This window comes from Rhizobium sp. BIGb0125 (assembly GCF_024810055.1).
In the GTDB taxonomy this organism is placed as follows: Bacteria; Pseudomonadota; Alphaproteobacteria; order Rhizobiales; family Rhizobiaceae; genus Agrobacterium.
Window position 1 is genome coordinate 257,052 of sequence record NZ_JANUDV010000004.1, and the last position, 19,345, is coordinate 276,396.

General features: G+C 49.9%; 16 protein-coding genes and 1 pseudogene. 10 read left to right on the forward strand and 7 right to left on the reverse strand.

Translation table 11 applies throughout. From position 1 onward, the window contains the following. Positions 1-32 precede the first annotated feature (32 nt). The gene (locus tag M2418_RS12905; RefSeq protein ID WP_250985328.1) at positions 33-377 is read right to left on the reverse strand and encodes a DoxX family protein; all 345 of its coding nucleotides are present in this window, start codon (positions 375-377) and stop codon (positions 33-35) included. Positions 378-417: 40 nt separating this feature from the next. After that, positions 418-1,476, reverse strand: coding sequence for an alkene reductase (locus M2418_RS12910; protein WP_259146965.1), 1,059 nt, complete (start codon positions 1,474-1,476; stop codon positions 418-420). Positions 1,477-1,641: 165 nt separating this feature from the next. Between M2418_RS12910 and M2418_RS12915 the strand changes: the two genes are divergently transcribed. From M2418_RS12915 to M2418_RS12930, 5 genes and pseudogenes are all read left to right on the forward strand, one after another. Next, positions 1,642-2,139 carry a MarR family winged helix-turn-helix transcriptional regulator gene (locus tag M2418_RS12915; protein ID WP_250985361.1) on the forward strand — a complete coding sequence of 166 codons (498 nt, stop codon included), beginning with the start codon at positions 1,642-1,644 and terminating at the stop codon, positions 2,137-2,139. Between the two features lie 260 nt (positions 2,140-2,399). Next, positions 2,400-4,226: a PAS domain-containing protein gene (locus M2418_RS12920; RefSeq protein WP_259146966.1), complete on the forward strand. Its 1,827-nt coding sequence runs from the start codon at positions 2,400-2,402 to the stop codon at positions 4,224-4,226. After that, positions 4,199-4,363 carry a hypothetical protein gene (locus M2418_RS25775; RefSeq protein ID WP_405049427.1) on the forward strand — a complete coding sequence of 55 codons (165 nt, stop codon included), beginning with the start codon at positions 4,199-4,201 and terminating at the stop codon, positions 4,361-4,363. The genes M2418_RS12920 and M2418_RS25775 overlap by 28 nt, the downstream gene beginning before the upstream one ends. A gap of 265 nt (positions 4,364-4,628) precedes the next feature. Then, positions 4,629-4,783, forward strand: a pseudogene (locus tag M2418_RS12925) (alpha/beta hydrolase); the annotation flags it as partial. A gap of 477 nt (positions 4,784-5,260) precedes the next feature. After that, a complete protein-coding gene (locus M2418_RS12930) occupies positions 5,261-5,920 on the forward strand; it encodes a response regulator transcription factor (protein WP_259146967.1) in 660 nt (219 codons plus the stop codon). Position 5,921: 1 nt separating this feature from the next. Here M2418_RS12930 and M2418_RS25780 read toward each other — a convergent pair whose 3' ends face one another. The 5 genes from M2418_RS25780 to M2418_RS12945 form a co-directional block, all read right to left on the reverse strand. Then, entirely contained in the window at positions 5,922-6,365 is a 444-nt protein-coding gene (locus tag M2418_RS25780; RefSeq protein WP_352230596.1) for an AraC family transcriptional regulator, read from the reverse strand. 135 nt (positions 6,366-6,500) lie between these two features. Then, positions 6,501-7,490 (reverse strand): ABC transporter permease, encoded by a 990-nt coding sequence (locus M2418_RS12935; protein WP_259146968.1) that lies wholly within the window; start codon positions 7,488-7,490, stop codon positions 6,501-6,503. A gap of 4 nt (positions 7,491-7,494) precedes the next feature. Further along, the gene (locus M2418_RS25785; protein ID WP_405049416.1) at positions 7,495-8,358 is read right to left on the reverse strand and encodes an ABC transporter permease; all 864 of its coding nucleotides are present in this window, start codon (positions 8,356-8,358) and stop codon (positions 7,495-7,497) included. After that, positions 8,352-9,977, reverse strand: a complete 1,626-nt coding sequence (locus tag M2418_RS12940) for an ABC transporter ATP-binding protein (RefSeq protein WP_259146969.1) — start codon at positions 9,975-9,977, stop codon at positions 8,352-8,354. Before M2418_RS12940 ends, M2418_RS25785 begins: the two co-directional genes overlap by 7 nt. Further along, positions 9,974-11,503, reverse strand: a complete 1,530-nt coding sequence (locus M2418_RS12945) for an ABC transporter substrate-binding protein (protein ID WP_259146970.1) — start codon at positions 11,501-11,503, stop codon at positions 9,974-9,976. The genes M2418_RS12940 and M2418_RS12945 overlap by 4 nt, the downstream gene beginning before the upstream one ends. Positions 11,504-11,809: 306 nt before the next feature. Here M2418_RS12945 and M2418_RS12950 point away from each other — a divergent pair, with 306 nt between their 5' ends. The 5 genes from M2418_RS12950 to M2418_RS12970 all read left to right on the forward strand — a co-directional run bounded on the left by M2418_RS12950 (position 11,810) and on the right by M2418_RS12970 (position 19,085). Next, positions 11,810-12,460: a response regulator transcription factor gene (locus M2418_RS12950; protein ID WP_259146971.1), complete on the forward strand. Its 651-nt coding sequence runs from the start codon at positions 11,810-11,812 to the stop codon at positions 12,458-12,460. Positions 12,461-12,594: 134 nt separating this feature from the next. Beyond that, positions 12,595-15,261 (forward strand): PAS domain-containing protein, encoded by a 2,667-nt coding sequence (locus M2418_RS12955; protein ID WP_259146973.1) that lies wholly within the window; start codon positions 12,595-12,597, stop codon positions 15,259-15,261. Positions 15,262-15,575: 314 nt separating this feature from the next. After that, on the forward strand, positions 15,576-15,989 hold the full coding sequence (locus M2418_RS12960) for a response regulator transcription factor (RefSeq protein WP_259146976.1): 414 nt from the start codon (positions 15,576-15,578) through the stop codon (positions 15,987-15,989). Positions 15,990-17,105: 1,116 nt separating this feature from the next. Next, positions 17,106-18,374, forward strand: coding sequence for a sensor histidine kinase (locus tag M2418_RS12965; protein WP_259146979.1), 1,269 nt, complete (start codon positions 17,106-17,108; stop codon positions 18,372-18,374). 51 nt (positions 18,375-18,425) lie between these two features. Next, a complete protein-coding gene (locus M2418_RS12970) occupies positions 18,426-19,085 on the forward strand; it encodes a response regulator transcription factor (RefSeq protein WP_250985339.1) in 660 nt (219 codons plus the stop codon). The last annotated feature ends 260 nt before the right edge of the window (positions 19,086-19,345 follow it).

Consider the following 19,345-nt stretch of genomic DNA (forward strand, 5'->3'; position numbering starts at 1 on the left):
ACGACGAGTGAGAGTAGGATGTACGTCCCCGCTCAGGATGCTGATGTGTTGTATGCGACGGCTACCCCCAAACCGCAGAGCGCTAGAACGATACTTGGCGTGACAGCCTGTTTCCGAAGCCCGTTTATGAGAAGCGTCGATAGTGCAGCGATCATGACGATTGATGCTAGTATCGCGCCGAGGATTCGTGTGTTTGGAAGGATGAGCAAAATTGCGGCGATAAACTCCAACGCTGCTGTCACATAGTGAAATCCGTCAGGATACCCCCAGCGACGGTAGGTCTCGCGTAGATTTCCACGAGCTTGAAAATTGTTGAGCGCGCCGAATAGAAAGAATGCGGCTAGTGCCCAGAACAATAGAATGGCCACGATATCCATAGTAAAACCTCAGTTGATTTTGAGTGATTGTGGATGCTGATCAGGCCATGACTGGATAGTCGGTGTAGCCTTTTTCATTCCCGCCAAAAAACGTTTCCTTCTGCACTTCGTTAAATTGCGCATTTAGTTGCACCCGATGTGCGAAGTCCGGATTAGCGAGTATTGCCGAGCCATAGGATTCCATGTCAGCCAAACCGGCAGCGACGTCTGCGCCAATTAGCTCGCGTGGCCGACCAGGGCGGTTAAGAATAAGGGTCTGATGCCAGATTTTCCGCAGATCCTTCAAAAGTTCTTCATTTCCCCAGTGCATGACATCAAGAAACGCGAGACCCAATTTATCCAATTCGCCGACGAGATAGCGGTAAAGTTCAGGGCCTTCATTACCTTCATCCAAGTCACCGAGTAGCCCTCCTGGTGACACACGAAATCCTGTTCTTTCCCGACCGATTTCGTCGGCAACCGCAGCCGCGACTTCGAGAGCAAAACGTGCTCGGTTTTCAATCGTACCTCCGTATGCGTCAGTGCGTGTGTTTGCATTTGGTGCAAAGAACTGTTGCAGGAGGTAACCGTTTGCACCGTGCACTTCGACCCCGTCTGCGCCCGCTTCAATCGCGCAACGAGCAGCATGACGAAACTCAGCGATCGTATTCTTTATATCTTGGAGCGTCATTTCGCGTGGGGGTGGAACATCTTTCATACCGCTCGGGGTATGTAACTGGAGCTTCGGTGCGATTGCTGAGGGTGCTATAGAATGTAGATTTCCTACAACATTTTCTGGGTGTGACATGCGGCCAACGTGCATGATCTGAATGAACAGACGCCCACCGGCTGCATGTACAGCAGACGTCACCTTGCTCCATCCTAGGACGTGGGCCGCAGTGTAGATTCCTGGAGTGTTGACATTACCTTGGCCAATATCTGACGGCTGGGTTGCTTCGGTAATTATCAAGCCCAAGGTTGCACGCTGTGCATAGTATTTAGCATTCAAGGCTGTCGGAGTGCCGTCATCGTTGGCACGGCTGCGTGTCATTGGTGCCATGACGATCCGATTTTTTAGGTTGTAATTACCAGTTTGCACTGGAGTAAAGAGAGTAGACATTGGAGTTCCTTTAATGTGACGAGTTGGAGTTTTTATTTGAGTTCAAATATTTTGACGTCGAAATAAAATAATCACGGACTTGATCCGTCGTCAATACCTTTGACGTCAAAATATTTGACCTCAAAATAAATTTATGTTTTTGTGCCTTACCAACATCAATCGCGGATTTGTTCGGAAATGGATCAGGTAGACAAAATCATCAACCAATGGCGTGCGGCTCGCCCGGATCTTGACGTCAGTACCATGGGGCCAATCGGTCGCTTGTCTCGATTGACTAAGCATATGCACGTAGCAGCCGAGGATACGTTCGCTGGTTATGGTCTAAACATGGCAGGTTTCGACGTCCTCTCGGCGCTTCGAAGGTCTGGTTCGCCCTATGCGTTAGCAGCTGGCGATCTTCTAACATCAATGATGATCACCGCTGGAACGATGACCAATCGGATTGACCAACTTGAGAAATCAGGATTTGTGAGGAGAAGAGCTGACCCAACTGACGCACGTAAGGCGATAGTATGTCTTACACCACAGGGTTTAAGGGTCATTGAGCAGGTAATAAACGATCACGTCGCGACACAGCGACAGCTTCTTACGGCCTTAACGGGTGATGAGGTAGCAGCGCTGGATGGCCTCCTTAGAAAACTCACGCAATCGCTTGGTGTTTAGAGCGGTTATGGCGGACAATAGAATTTGATAAACATTGGCTAGACAAGGTCACTCCATCACTTGGCTTGCAAAGCTCTTGAACACATAATCATTTTCGTCGGCCAGTTATATGAGAGCGGGACAAGTCCACGAGAGTAACGCATCCGCACGTAGCATGCACCAATTCCACCTTCGAATTCGACCCACGTCTCCTGTCAAACTTGACATATGAAATGCCCTGCCATTTTGTATTCTTTAGTTAGTTCGTGGAGGTAGATAGGGTGATTGCATCGACGATCTCGGTCGAAGAGATCAAAAAATTGGTAGATGTAATGCCTGGGTTCGGATGGGCCGCTTGGCCAAATGGAGAATTCATTTGTCAAAGCGTATCCATGGAAAGCTACACTGGCTTCCCAAGTTCGAAATACGTCGCCCGCGATCCCGATAGTGGAGAGTTCGCTTGGAGCGAGTTGCTGCACAAAGACGATTATGTCCGTTTGGCGCAAACGTGGCTTGCTGCGGTGGAAAGCCGTGGAACATTCGATGTTGCGCATCGCGTTAGGACCGCAACCGGCGCATTCAGGTGGCTTCGTACGACGGCGCGAGCACAGACAGATGCAAAGGGAGAAATACTATTCTGGCTGGGTACAGCGCTCGATATCGATGATGCGGTGACCGAGATTGAGTCATCTCGCGAACGTGAATTAGCTCTACAAAGCTTCATCGACGCTGTTCCGACACCCATATGGGCAGCGGATCACTTGGGCCGACCTATTTACTTTAATCAGGCATTGCGAGAACAGGTTGGCATCCAGATCGGACACGACGACTCTGAAAAGAAGTCTGTAGACGAGATCCTATCTCTAGTTATTCATCCTGACGACCTTCAGTCGGTTGCAGAGGCGCTAAAATCGACCTTCGCCGGAGGACAACGCTTTAAAAAGAAATATCGACAGGTGCGAGCTGGAGGAGGGTTCCGTTGGACGAAAGGCGAAGTCAATGCTTTGCCAGATAATGACGGAATTATTAGACGCTGGTTAGGAGTAGCTCAAGATATTGACGACGAGGTGCGCGCCCAAGCTGCGATTTTAGAGCGCGAAGCGAGATTGGCGTTGATAATTGAAACGATGCCGGGGCTATTGTGGGTTTCATCTCCCGATGGTCAGCCTACTTATTTTAGTCGTCAGTTAGAAGAGTGGTCCGGCATATCCGTAGATCAAATCCAGCATGGCGATGCAGACACGCTTCACTCGATCATAGAGGCGACGATACATCCCGCCGATAAGGCAGATGTAGAAACGACCATACGGCAGAGTTTTGCATCCGGTGAGCCATGGTTTAGGAGGTTTCGGCAGCGTCGGTTCGACGGTACGTGGCGTTGGCTGGAAGCTCGCATGGAGCCACTAAGGGACGATGCGGGTAAAATTATCCAGTGGTACGGACTTCAGGTTGATATCGAGAATGAATTTCAAGCGCAGGAATCCCTACGCCTTTCTCAAGATAAATTAGCGCGTGCCTCACGATATGCTGGTATGGCTGAGCTGTCTGCGTCCATCGCCCATGAACTCAGCCAGCCACTAGCAGCTGTAATCATGAGTGCAGACGCCTGCAGGCGTTGGTTGGAAATGTCACCTCCAAATATTGAGCGAGCCATACACAGCGCCGACTGTGTTGTCAGAGATGCAAACATGTCCTCAGAAGTAGTGCGGCGAATAAGGGCGCTTTTTCAACATAAGTCTGAGGAGCGCACTTCGACTGACATCAATATGCTAGTCGACGGTGTAAAAGAGCTGATGCTAGAGGAATTGACATTAGCACGAACCCGACTTGAATTGGAGCTAAGTCCTTCTCTTGCATTGATATCGGTAGATAGCATCCAAATTCAACAGGTTCTTGTAAACCTATTGCACAACTCGGTTGAGGCAATGTCTGATTTAGATAGTTCTGAGCGGGTAATAACTGTGAAGACGACCGCTTCAGATGCGGGTATCGGAGTTGAGGTAATAGATACCGGTGGTGGCATTGAGACATTGACCGAGTTTTTATGCCCTTCTTCACAACGAAGGAGAATGGAATGGGTATGGGACTATCGATTTGCGAGTCGATAATCAGCTCCCATGGAGGCAAAATATGGGCTGAGAACACAGGTAGCGGTGCTCGCATTCGATTCTCACTCAACGACCCGATGCTTTCGGATGCCGCTATGCCGCTCCGAGAAGCTGACGAAGTTCAAATTTCCGTCTGACCCAATCCTTGACGGAATTTTTTTCGAATACCGCAGCGAATGCCACTGAAGCCTCTGCCAGAAGAGGTGTGACACCGCAGGCTGGTCTGATAGGGCAGCCTTTGCACTCATTGAGCTCCTTAAGCCGCTTGCCCAGCCCGATATAGAGCTCAACAGCTCGAAGTCTGGCTGCGTAGGAATACATGAACTACCTCCTGGTGGTCCAAGTTTTCGTCCGCATTCCTGTCCTGTGCTACCGGGTCAGTTCTCAGGGACAATGAACATCCTCGATATTCCAAGTGGGCCTTTCTATGGATTTAATCGGCCCAAGGCGTCATCCCTAACTGGTGGAGACAGAGTATGGCGCGTGGAGCAACGGCCCATTATGACAGTATCAAGGCGTTTTCTGAGGCTGACTTCACCGAAGACTTTGCGCAAGTTTTTGGCACCTATCCGCCAGTATAGGTGGATTAACTCCACAGGCCCGATAGCAAGTCCAATTCGACCGACATAAACTACAATACACTAGAGTAATGCTACGTCGAAAGGCCGTTGGCGCGACCCGCCACTATCGTCATCCTATACTATGGAACAGGTAGCCATCGTGGACCTCGCTTTTCATGCCGACCAGATGTTCGACGAAGGGCACCGAGAGCAGCAACTTCAGCTGATCAAGGAAAATGGGGGGCAGGTAGCGCGGTTGAAACTCCTTGGACAAATGGCGAGTCCCTTCCTTTTGGGTAAGGGATTACTCGATATTCGCTGTGATGCGTCCAGATCTAGTTTTCGGATAACTCTTCCCAGCTTATTAATTCATTTAAAAAGAGTCCACGCCATCTCATCATTCATTAGCCTGCAACGTCGTTGACGAGAATATTTTCGGGTCGACGAATTGCCAACAAGGATAGGGATTGCCCCGTGCCAACGAAAATCGAACAAGATGACAGTCCACAAAAGGTTTACATTATCGACGATGAGTCAAATCTTCGTACTTCGTTGCTCAATTTTTTCGACTCCGTTCAGATAGACGCGGTTGGCTTTGGAAGCGCAGAAGAGTTCCTAGTGACCGCGGAACAGGGCAGCGCAGGCTGTATCCTTCTGGATATCCAAATGCCGGACATGACCGGACTCGAACTCCAAAAAGAGCTCACTCGACGAAATAATCCGATGCCGATCATCTTCATCACTGGGAACGCAAATGTTTCAATCAGCGTATCCGCGATGAAGGCGGGAGCATTCGACTTTTTGTTAAAGCCTTTTAACTCTCAAGCTGTAGTGGCATCGATAAATCGCGCAATGGAGTTTGATAGAATTGCTAGGGTCAAGAAGGCGGAGGAGAATAAGATAAGGCAGCGATTTTGCCGACTGACACCGCGCGAGATGGAGGTCTGGGAATTTGTTTCCCAAGGTCTGATGAACAAACAGATTGCGTTTGAAATGAGCATTAGCGAGATCATGGTGAAGTTACATCGTGGCCGCATGATGAAAAAGATGAATGCAAAGTCGGTAGTCGATGTGGTTCGGATGTTTGACCGCCTATCAACCAGGGGCGGCAAAGTAACCAGCCTACATTCTTAGCCTAAGGAACTGGGGGAGCCTGGATATTCATTTCCAGCCGTCTCCATTCGCTCGGTGGAAGGCCTTCAAAACTACGAAAGAGGCGGCAAAAGTGAGCGTGATCGCACAAGCCACATTGCAGAGCGATTTCCGACAGCGGGTAACTTGTGTTCGTCATAAGGCGTTTCGCTTTTGCTATCCTTTCCGCAATGACGAAGCGGTAGGGCGATACCCCGAATGTGATGATGAAGGCCCGTGCGAAATGCCCGACGCTAAGTCTCGTCTGCGACGCAAGCTCGCTGACCTTTAGATGTTTGCCGACATTTTCAGTAATGTATGACCGCACACGTCGGCACTGCCACTCAGTAAGTCCACTTCTGACATGGCTAAATCTATCTACCTGACTTCGCTTTCTAGATGACAGATTTCCTTCACGAACATTAACGGCCAAATATTCCAAGCTCATGATTTTCACCTGACTTTGCTGTGTGCTTTACCGGCACTGATAGGTGCATAGAAAATGCTACCTCGCAGATGACTTTGGAATGTATTCAAACGTCTTGATAGACTATCCCTTGGTATAGGTTTTTCGGGTGAGACCTCAATCAACAGCAATTCTAGGGTCCGCAATTCTCTGCGTAATTTCGACCACCGTCGCCACCATGACGTAAAATGCACCCAGGAGCAAAGCGATGCCGAGTATCGCTGGAACGTCTGAATAGGCGAGCGCTTGTACCATATAGAAGCCCAGTCCTGGCCATCCAAAAATGCGTTCCACGATGAGCATATTTCCAAACAGAAGTCTGACCTGTAGTCCGCCCATCGTAAGAGCCCCATTGGCTGCATTTCGCAGGCCGTGTCGTAGGATAACGACGACCATAGATAGCCCTTTGCCCCTTGCAGTCCTTATGTAGCCTTGCCGCAATACGTCAAGAAGTGAGCTGGATAGAACCTGGCCTACGGCTACGGTGATCGGAATAGCAAGTGCAATGGCTGGTAATATGAGGTGACGAAGTGCATCGACGTATCGAGGCAAATCACCGGATAAGAGAGTATCGATTAGATAAAAGCCAGTAGGGCCGGTGTAACCCCTTACGCTTAGCCGCCCCGACCCTGGCAGCCAGTCCAGTTTAAACCAAATAAAATATACGAGCAGTAAACTCGTGAGGACCACTGGTGCCGCCCCAAGGCCAACGAATGCTACGCGAAGTAGACGCACTGAAGGATATGTCGCCTGTAGTACGGCCAATCCAATGGCAGAAAGTACACCAATTGACATTGCGACAAACGCTAACTCCAGTGTCGCAGGCAAATACTTTAAGATATCGGCCAACACAGGCTGACGTGTTCGAACGGACGTTCCAAAATCGCCGTGCGCTACTCCTACGAGAAATTTGATGTACCGCGAACCAATCGGTTCTTCGAGCCCAAGTTTCATCCGGAGCGCTTCAATCGTGGCCGTTGGTGCAGCCGGACCGGCGATCAAGCGAGCGGGATCAGCGGGTATTACGCTCTGCAGAACGAAGACGATGAACGTCATGGCAAGAAGTGCAATAAGCCCATTGAAGAGTTTTCGTACTAAATATGCCAACTCCCTATCGTCCCTTGAGCATGTGGCGAATACCATCGCCCAATAGGTTGGCGGAGAGACATATAAAGAAAATTGCGACCGCCGGTAGGATCGGCAACCACCAGAATGTGGCCAAACTATCGAGTGATCTGGAAACGAGCGCTCCTAGTTCGGGCGCGGGATTCGGCTCGCCGAGGCCTAGAAATGACATGAGGGATAGCGTCATTACTACATTGGATACATCCACGCCTGCTGCAACGATCAAGGACGGAATGACCCCTGGCACGCTATACCTAAATAAGAGCCGCGCTTTGGTCGCGCCAGCCACTCTAGCTCCTGCGTAATGAGGTGAAGCATGTATGCGCCTAAGTTCATCTCGAGCGATCCACGTGTACCAAGGCCACCAGCACATCATTATGGCCAACACCGTGTGCTCGATTCCGGGTCCCAAAACTGCCGCAAAAGCGATAGCAAAAAGCATTGACGGCACTATGAAGAAGATGTCGGTGACCCTTTGGAGGATGATATCGATCCATCCGCCAAAGAACCCTGAAACAAGCCCAATCGTTGATCCAAGCACGAAGCTCACTGCCACGATTATTAAACTTGGAATCCAAGTGTATCTGACGCCAAGAACAACACGCGAGAAGAGATCTCTACCAATCTCGTCAGTACCGAACAAGTGCACAGTTGACGGAGGAAGCAGAGCTTGAGCGACACGCAGTTGCGGGTCGAATGGTGTAAACAAATCCGGTAGCAGCGCAACCACTGTGACAAGCAGCAACCCAAAGAGGCCGACGGCACCAAAAGCGTCAATTCGTTTCCGTGCCGGTAGTTTCCTGGTGGGATCAGTATTTTTAGCAGGTCTATTTCTCGCTGCTCTTAACATTGCGCAGTAACTTGAAGAGGTGAGATGGAGTATTCGGGATACGGCTCTGCCATGTCGATCAAAGAGTGCAACTTGCCGCCTCGTAGCGCGTACACTCTATCCGCGGCCATCCTAGCTGCGGCAAGGTCATGGGTCGCTATAATAATTGCCGTGCCGTACGAACGGCGTATGCGTCCAATCAGACTTAGGATTGAGGCAGCGAGTGGATTATCCAGCGCACTGATTGGCTCATCACAAAGAAGGAGTTGAGGCGAAACTGCAAGTGCCCTGGCAATCACCGCGCGCTGGCATTGTCCGACGGAAAGTTCTGATGGTAAAGCGTCATAAAGGGATCCCTCGAGCTCAACAAAATCGAGCATTTCCATAAGGCGGCGGTTCCGAGCCGCAACGTCGATCCTCTTGGATCTCAATCCTTCCACGATCTGTTCTCCAATCGGAACCCAGGGGGTCAGGAAGGATTTGGGGTCTTGGAAGACAACTTGTGGACTAGATTGACCTTTCCAAGCAACCGTTCCCGCATCCTGTCGAAGCATTCCCGCCGCAATTTTGAGGAACGTTGATTTTCCTGCTCCGCTGTCTCCTATTAGTGCCACGCACTCACCAACACTTACGGACATATCGATCGCATGCAGCACGTGTACAGACTTAGATCCGAATAGACCGGTTGTATGAAACGCTTTTGAGACGCAACGCATCTCCAAAATGGCGTCATCAGCACCGCATAATGAACGCGTCACAGTTAGTTTTTTTTCGACGACGCTTGAAACGGGGACGCCGGTAGTATCATTTTTGACTTTGCTCAGTAGCAGGAGAGGGTCCGGCCGCCCCATTTCTCCTTCGCTTTGGTGGGCGGGTAGTTCGCCCGCGTAATGGTTGAGATAGGGAGAAAGCCCTTTCGGAATCGGTCCGTATTCGACGATGCGCCGATTGTCCATTAACGCAATAATGTCTGCTGTTTTCGCAACGACATGGTCATGTGTATTCAGAACAACGGCCACACCTTCGTCCGCTAGTGCCCGGAGAAGCTCAATAACCCTAACCTTGTTTTCAGGATCTAGGCCTGTTGTGGGTTCGTCTGCCACAACCACTGCTACCTTCGCTGCGGTAGCCATTGCTATAAGCACCCGCTGTCTCTCTCCACCCGAAATCTGATGTGGGAAACTCTTAAGGACACGTTCAACATCAATTATGCCCGCCCACTCAAGTCTATTCTTCGCGACAAGTTCATCGCAGGTTTCAGTCATCTGGCGTCGTAAGGTCATAGTGGGGTTGAGGGCGTCTAACGGATCTTGAGAGATAACCCTCACAAGTCTCTGTCGTGCAAACCTAAGATGTTTGTTTCCTGCACCAACGATTTCATTTTTATTGATCAGAATTGACCCGGTAACGTTAGGTGCGCTGGTGTCTGGCAACAATCCTTGAATGGCGTGTGCCAGAGTCGATTTACCCGATCCACTCCTTCCTATCACGGCGGTAATTTCCCCGGCACGTGCATAAAAATTCAGGTCTTCCAGTATGGTGTGGCGCTGACCGCCTCTGGACATCGAAACACGCAAATTACGTATCTCGAGCGTAGGCGAGGGAATAGCATCACTTCCTTCCGTTACGCTCTCACTCATCTTCGAATGCTTCCGAAGTCTATGTTGCCAGGCGGGTATACCGGTCTTAGGCCCAGGTCATGAATTTGGTCGGTATGCACGACGATGTCCTGAACCTCGACAAGAGGGATTGCGATCCCTGCGTCAAATATTAACTGGCCCGCCCGTTCGTAAAGAGCGTTCCTCGTTGATCCGGCTGCAAGTTCCCCGGCCTCACTAATAAGTTGATCTGCTTCGTCTATGTAGCGCCCAAAGAAGTTGACTGGTGCATTTTTGGTGAAGAAAGCCTTCGCTTGGTTTTCTGGATCCGCTGCATCCGGACCAGCTATTGTTAGAAGGAGGTCGGGCTGTACTGTTGCATCCTTCAAATTGAACGCAGCGCCCGGTGGTAGAGAATAGGCGGTTGCCTTAACGCCTATCGACGCCAACTGAGTAATTAATAAGTTTGACACAAGCTGGTATCCCGTCGCAGCACTATGGAGCCCGATAACAAGGTTGACTGGTCCCTTGCGCGCGATGATCTCCTTCGCACGGTCAATGTTGGTCGGGAAAATAATCGGTGCGTTGGGATTCAACACGACGTTTGGATAAATGGATTTCGCAACGGTAGCATATTGGCCAAATACATCTTGTGACCAGATAGCGGGGTTTACCGCGGTCAAAATGGCATCTCTGATCTCGGAGTCTTCAAGTGGCGAGCCTGGCTTCGCAAATAGCGTATAGAGGCTTACACTCATCGTCGACGTTATCGTAAGGCCGTCGGGCAAACCAGAAAGTTGAGCTATGGGGTAGCCGGTGGGGACAGCGTCGATATCCCCTGAGCGCAATTGTAGGAGTTGCTGACTTATGTCGGGAATAACCGGAATTTGAACCTCCTCAAAAAACGCTTTCCTTCCCCAGTAGTTGTTGTTCCTCTTTAGAACATATCTGTCCCCGCGACTGAACTCCGCGAGTGCGTACGGGCCAGTTCCATCGGCGTGTTCGTTGAGCCAATTGCTGGCCCTGTCGCTTGCATCATGTCTAGCGAGCGCTCTTGGGCTGATAACTTTTGGCCCCCAAGGGCTGGCTAGACTATCCAGAAATGATGGTTGCGCGCGCTTGAGAACCACCTTCAAGGTCAGTGGGCTTGTCGCTTCTATCTTAGCGACGTTTGCCAAGAAGTACGAGAGCGCGAGACCTCCATCGCGTCGGCGCTCGAAAGATGTTGCCACGTCGTCAGCTGTCATTGCCGACCCGTCATGGAATTTTACACCTTCCACCAAATCAAAAACGTACTCGAGTCCGTCTCCTGATATTCGCCAAGTCTTGGCCAGCCTTCCGACAATGGTCACTGTCCCAGGCTGATACTCAACTAAACCTTCATAAACGTTATTGATCGCGCTCATCGCTCCAATTTCGAAACCGTTATCAGGGTCGAATGTAGCGATATCAGTAAGTTGTGGCACACGCAGCACATCCTGCGACATCGCTGGATGGACTAGAAGCGACATAGCAAAAAAACTGACAAGAATACGAGCAGTTGCGAACGCCAACTTACGTAAAGCCATTAATATCATCCTGAGCTCAATTCCGCTGCGCACTAACGAACCGAGCGCATTCTCGATACAATTTAGCATCCACAGCCGCGCAGAATACAGTTCAGCCGCATCAATGAGCTTGAACAAATCGCACCAAAAATTCTATCTCAGAGGCACGAGGATTGCCTGAATTTCAAAGGTTTTGCGTTCATAGCGCCGTCGATATACCAGAGCCGCGGCATTGATCGATTTTGGCAGGGTTTCAAAAAAGCTAGTCCCTTGTTACAGATTTCCGGCTGGTGAATTTTGCCGCAAACTACTGTACGAGGATACATCATGGAGGAAGCTGACGCGCGACCCTCGGAACTACCAATCGTGGCGCTAGTCGACGATGACGCTCACGTGCGACAAGCGATGGAGAATTTACTCTGTTCTGTCGGAATAGCTACTGTGTCATTTTCGTCTGCGCGAGAAGTTATCGAAGCCACACTGCCGGATCGACCTGGCTGCTTTGTTTTGGATGTTCGCATGCCCGGCCTGAGTGGCTTGGATTTGCGTGATTATCTTTTAAAGCAGGGAAATCACACTCCGATCATTTTTTTGACGGCCCATGGTGACATTGCCATGAGTGTTGAGGCAATGAAATCTGGCGCGTTCGACTTTCTTACCAAGCCAGTTCGTGACCAAACTTTCTTGGACGCAGTTTCACGGGCTATCAACGCTGACTTAGCTAGACGGGCATCCGAGGTGAATGCCCAAAAACATGTCACACTTTATGAAACTCTCACTCCACGTGAACGACAAGTTTTCCGGTTCGCCGTCGAAGGGCGTCTCAACAAACAAATTGGATTTGAGCTGGGGATTTCAGAAGTCACAGTGAAGCTTCATCGAAGCAATATGATGAAAAAGATGCAGGTTATCACTTTCAATCAACTGTTTAATGCTTGGCAGTCTCTACCCTCGCATATACGCGAAATGATTGAGTGAAGAACAATCTGTAGTTGACACCTGTACTATGAGATAGGTTTCGAGCAGAGTTTGCAAGGTATAGCCTAATCTTAATCACTAGTTGATCCGCTATCTTAGCCCGGTGCGTCCTCGCATCATTCCTGGAAGGTATGATGGATTTCCAAACCTCTCAGCAGCGTCGGTTGTTTGCTATCTCAGCTAGTGCAGTTGGCGTTGGAGCCGCAATCATACTGAATGAGCCAGTCGGTCTTTTGGTCGCAGTGGCATTTGCCACAATTTGCTTCGGTTGGAGGTGGGGCGCAGCAACTGCGTTTGGGATGAGTATCGCAGCCGCTGCTCTTCTATGGGCAGAGGGTGTTTTGGCTACAGCGAATGTTGGTGGATGGATGGCTTACGCCATTACCACGTTTGGAATTTGGGCTGTAATATCGTCATATCGTTCGATTTCATTTTACGATCAAGTTTACAAAACGGTGCGGCCGACCCTAGAGGACATTCCTGGTCTAGGGTGGTCGGCCTACCCAGACGGACGAATGCGGTTTGTCAACCCTGCTGCCACAGAATTTGTCGGGATCACGCCAGAAGAAATGAAGCAGCGTATGGAAGGCACCAATACCGCATGGTGGGAGCCATTTATCCATCCAGATGACCGAGCGAGAAGTATCGCATTGTGGCACAACAGCCTGAAAACAGGTGAGCCCCTGATCGATGAGCAACGAGTCAGGCGTTTCGACGGCACATACAGATGGTTTCGTGACACTGCGATTGCTTCGCGAGACGAAAATGGCGAAATCACCGCCTGGTATGGATCAACGGTGGATATAACCGATAAAAAAGACGCTGAGGCGGCGTTGAAGGCGAGTGAACAGCAATTACGTGAGTTAACAGATACCGTTCCGGCTCTTATTTGGCGTGCATACCCTGATGGCAAGACCGCGTATGTAAACAAGCAACTGGTCGATTGGTTCGGTGTATCAAAAGAGCAACTGGAGAGAGACGGGTTAGATAATCTTCTCATGGTTGCTGTCCATCCTGACGAGCAGCGCGAGGTACAGGAGACCGTGAATCGGCGCTTCTCTGCACGCAAGTCCTTTCGTCTGAAGTATCGGAACAGACGCGCAGATGGGGCATACCGGTGGACGAACGTCACTGTTCAACCCCTATTGGATAGGGAAGGGGACATAGTCCAATGGTACGGAGTCTTACTCGACATTAATGACGAGATCGAGGCTTTGAATGCATTGCGACGAAGCGAGACGGAAACACGATTAATCGTCGACACCGTGCCATCTCTTATTTGGCTGATGTCGGGGGACGGTTTCGTTTATTACTTTAATGAGCGCATGGTCGAGTGGACGGGTATCGAACCAAAAGAGGATCTGACAAAACAGTCAGGTACGCGCCCGACATATGCAGAACTGATCCACCCAGATGACAACAAGCGTATTTCCGCAGAGTTCAAGAATGCATTCGAACATGGTACTGCCCTCCATACAAAAGGTAGGCTCCTCAGAAAAGATGGACAGTTTCGCTGGTTAGACACGCGCGTCGAACCTCTGAGAGATGAGGCAGGTGCCATAATCCGTTGGTACGGCGTTTCTATTGATATCGAAGATGAAGTGCGAGCCCAGACTGCACTGCGGGAAAGCGAACGCTATCTCCAAAATTTGATTGATAGTGTGCCCGTTGGGATTGTCCTTTCTGACGACGAAGGACATCCGGTTTATGTGAACAAGAGACTGGTTGACAACAATGGGCTCGTTGCGTTTCACCAAACCGAGGGCGCACGGACTAAAATGAACTTAGCAACGAACGACCTTGTCCATCCTGATGATAAAGAGGCCGTCGAAAGAAGTTGGGCTACTGCTCGCCAGAAAGGTAAGGCATACGCTATGCGCTATCGACAGCGCAGAGTAGACGGCGTCTATCGTTGGATCGAAGACCGTAGTGAGCCTTTCTTGGACGATGATGGCAAGGTGCTTCAGTGGTACGGAGTAAATCTGGACATCGACGATGAAGTGAAAGCTCGTGAGGCACTTCGAATTGCCGACGACCGATTGGCTAGGGCCTCAAGGACAGTAAGTCTCTCTGAACTTTCAGTCTCTATAGCCCACGATCTAAATCAGCCCCTGCAGGGCGTCGTATCGAATGTCACGGCTTTTAAGAACTGGTTGAATGCCAAACCACCAAATTTTGAGCGTGCGATACGTACCGCAGAATGGATCGTCCGAGATGCGGAGGTTGCTGCGGAAGTAGTCAACCGAATTCGCACAATTTTTTCTCAATCTGCGTATAGACGCGATCCCGTCTCGCTTAGATCAGTAATCGAGTACGTGAAGAGTTCCCTTGCGGATAGCTTAATCGCAGGAAAAATTAAGTTGAATATCATACTTGATGGAAATCTTCCCGACGCTCTGGCCGACCGAATGCAGATTGAGCAAGTTGTCTTAAATCTGCTGAAGAACAGTATTGAGGCTTTCGAAGGAACCAAAATTCGCGCACCATCCATTGAAATTCGGGCCAATAATTTGGTGGGAGAGATACTGAAAGTGTCTGTTCGTGACAACGGCCCTGGCTTTGCGGCTCCAGAAAAGGCATTTGACGCTTTCTATACAACAAAAGTCGAAGGACATGGTATCGGGCTTGCGATCTGCCGGTCTATAATCGAAGCTCACGGTGGCCAACTAAGCGCTGCCAACCGTGGCAAGAGTGGAGCGGTCGTTAGTTTTACGCTTCCCATAGACGGGGGGCAGACAAAGCGCGCTTTCGATGGTGAAATGATCGTACGTACGACATCCGTAAAGAATGATCGGCAGTGATCGAGCCAGTGAAAGTTAAGCTATGGGAAAGATGCTACTCTCAGCTGTGCTATGTTGACCGGTAGCTATCCGGCAACATCGTCGCAGGTGACTTCGATAAACTTTAGATGGGCCGAAACGGGTGTAGGTGTTGGACGTATTGTGAACCATCTTTGTTGACGATACCGTGGAAAGCTTACAGATTAATTCTTTTATGACCACGAAGTAAGACAACCACAAACCTGCCGTTATTAGGATTCCAGCCTCATACTAACCAACAAGCGAGCGAGGACTTTTAGCCTTCTGCTTATGCCTCGCACATCCGAAATCCCTCGTTGAAAAGTGATGCATTTCAAATGTCAGGCTCCTGTGCAGCGCATGTCGCTATCATCGAAGACGACATCAACCTACGCAACTCGATCAAGGATTTCCTGGACACAGCAGGGATTTCCAGTGAGTTATTTAGTTCAGCAGACGTCTTCCTGCGAAGCGAACGGTATAGATTTGTAGGGTGCATTTTGGCCGACGTCAGGATGCCGGGAACCTCGGGTATAGAAATGCTCGGCTTGCTTAAATCCTACCCAAATTGTCCGCCGATCCTGATCATGACATCGTACGCTGACAAGCAGATGCAGGCCAATGCCTTCAAATTAGGTGCGGCGGGGTTTCTACCCAAGCCAATTGATACCCACCTTCTTCTGCAACTGATCCAAAAGGTCGTAGGTAGGGGTAGTGATGTGCCAGTATGAATGCTGATCGCTTTTGATCAGTTTGGCGGCACGGATCCGAGCATTCTTTAATTGAGATGTGTTCTCAGGAGCGTGGCTACGATGTGCTGTTGAAACTGGGTGCCATATATCGGCGCGTGGCCGGGCAATTTGTCAAAATGCATTCAGGTTAATCGCCAACAACGTTTAAGGTGTTTTCTGGACACTTCACTTGTGTGACCTTCGGCCCTGCCACCGCGCAGCACTTAACAACAACTCTGCGAATGCTTCATTGCTGACGCCGTCAGCACGATTAACGAGATCGACTAAGGGATCTGGATAAGATCCATGACGGTTATTTCGAGGCAAGTTGACGTACTGTGTCCACTCTCTTTCCCAGAGTTTTCGCGTCGCTCGCTGTCTTCGACGCGACAACCAGTAACAGAAAGTGGGCACGCGGGAGATGTATCGAGTACAGATGATTGCGGTTGGGATGTCTGAGAGACCGTCATTTCTTTCTCCCGTTACTACAGGCAGCAACATCGATTTCTTACCGATAATGCGGTTCAGGAACACACTAAGTGGCGATGTAGTGCTCAACTAGCATACGTAGGTGTACCCTGGTCTTTATGTGTGTTTGGGATGGTTATCCTCGATGAATTTGACGGCTGAAAGTGCGGCATCCACTGATCAATTTCAGTCATCGACAATTGAGAGAGGAAGACATTGTGTTTCAACCTAACCTACCAGCTAGGTTGGCGACGCTCTTTGCGGACTATATACTTTGTCCAAGGAAACGCATTGGTTGCGTTTTATAGTTTGCAATTCAGAAGGCTATGCAGGTGGAGTTCCTTACGCTCGCCGTTGGCACGGGCGACGACCGCATTTTCAGACTCGAGTTCTGACGTCGTCGAAAATTCCTATGCCGATCGTAGGGACCAGCCGAGGGAAAAGGAGTGCGATACCTATACCGGGGGCATGCCACGTTTGAACACAGAATACAAACCTAGATTTTTCATCAAATTTTTTCAAAACAATGTTCGTAATCGCAGTCGATCGGTGTGGGCTGTCTTACATTTTCGATAGTTGGATTCAGCGTGGATATCGGTTTTCAATCCCTGATTTCCGCGAAAGCGAATGAACGGGGGAGTGATTTTCATGAATGTAAGCGCGTTTGCAGAAGAGAACGTTGACCCAACCAGTCTAAGCGAAGTGAGCAGAAGGTTAGAGGAGCTTCAGGTTAGCGAGGCCCGCTACCGTACACTTTTCAACAATGTGCCCGCTGCGGTGCTGCAGGTCGATGCTAGCGAGGTTGAGGAGACTTTCTCCAACCTAAAACGCAGTGGCGTGGACGACATTGATGCTTTCCTTTTGGGAAACCCCCATCTTGTCGAGATGGCTAACAATTCGGTAGTTGTAAGAGAAGTAAATGATGTAGCGCTAAAGCTTTTTGGAGCAACGGAATCCTCACAGCTACTTGCACCTGTTGCCTACGTTTTTGCAGGAACACCCGAAGCATCATCAAACGTCATGTCCGCGCATTTTCGTGGTCGTCCAAATCACTACCAAAAGCTCAAAATCAGAACGTTCGACGGACGTATTGTTGACGCTGCTCTCATGGTGTCTTTCCCACAAGACGCCTCAAACTTTGACACGTCGGTACTAATGATTATCGACATGACTGAGCAAGTTCGTATCGAGAGAGAGCTCCGAAAGATGGAATCTGAGTTCGCACATTTCTCAAAATTATCGATTCTTGGTGAGTTCTCCGGCGCGATTGTTCATGAGGTAAGGCAACCGCTGTCCGTCGTTGCGAATGATGCCGCTACTGCTGCGCGCTGGCTTTCGCGGAGCGATCCAAACCTCCCCAAGGTCCGAGAGCTTGTTGACAGAATTGAAGAAAGCGTTAGTCGCGCCAATGACGTCGTCAAGCGGGTTCAGGAAATGGCAAGCAAGACCATGTCCGAGAGACAGCACTGCGACGTTAATCGCCTAGTGGCAGGTGCCCTAACATTCGTGAAGAAGGAGGCAACCCGCCGGTCTGTGAAGCTTACAAGTGTCCTGGCGGCGGCGTGTGCGGATGTTGAGGCTGACCCGGTCCAGATACAACAGGTGGTGGTCAACCTCGTGATCAACGCGATGCAGGCGATTGAGCGATCGGATAATCAGGCGGGCTTCATTCGGGTTTCGACCCGGTATGATAATGGTCGGGTTTTCATAGAAGTGCTTGATAGTGGTCCTGGCATACCGGACGGCCTTGCGGTGGAGATATTTGAGAGTTTCTTTACGACCCGCAAGGAGGGGATGGGCATGGGACTTTCGATATGTCGTTCCATTTTGCAAAGCCACGGCGGAGCAATCTCCGTCACGAACGTTGCTGGTGGGGGAGCAGTATTTGAGGCGTGGCTGCCTGTCGCTACCGCCTGAAAAAGAACAGGCGAGTTCCTTCAGTCGGTCTGAATATTAGGGAGAGATGAGATGTTGAATGGTTCAGAAATGCACGACATGGTTCCGCTGATCACAATCGTCGATGATGAAGAACCAATTCGCAGATCACTTGTTGATCTGTTCGGATCCTTCGATATGCATGCAGTGGCTTTCGATGGTGCTATCGAGTTTTTTGCTGGTTTTAACCCTGAACGTCCTGGCTGTATACTTCTCGATGTCAACATGCCTGACCTTAGTGGACTAGAACTTCAACACAGACTGTTCGAAATGGGGTGCAGCCATCCCGTTATGTTTATAACAGGGTTTGAAGATGTAAAAATCTCGGTGGATGCGATGAAAGCCGGAGCGACAGATTTTTTCCTGAAGCCCTTTGACAGTGACATTATGATCGCTGCAGCCATCAAGGCAATCGATCTCTATGGGGAGCGAAGGACCGATCGACTAAATCTCAAACTGGCAAATCGCTGCTTCGAAAAACTGACGCCACGTGAGAGGCAAGTCCTAAAATACGTCACGGATGGTCTGCTAAACAAACAAATCGCGTGGGAACTTAGGATCAGTGAAATAATGGTAAAGTTGCATCGCGGTAGAATGATGAAAAAGATGGAATGCCGTACGTTAAGTGAATTAGTACGACGTTATGATCTATTAGGTGCCGCCGATCCGACTGTTTTGAACCAACATAACTGAAAGGGACGCGGTCGATAGCCACGTCGCGCACCGGTCGTTATTTATCGTGGTGCTGGAAATAGCGTCGCTAGAACTAGCTACGAATGTTGTCAGGTGTATCTCTAAACCGACCAGTCACAATTTTCTTTTATATTGTCAGACTGAGAACAACACAATTGATTGGTCAGTCAATTTAGTAGGTAGCCCAGCTCGTCCTAGTGAAAAGAAGAACGGGGTCGACCTGGGGGATGGACGACCCCGCTTTGGGTTGCTGTTCGCAT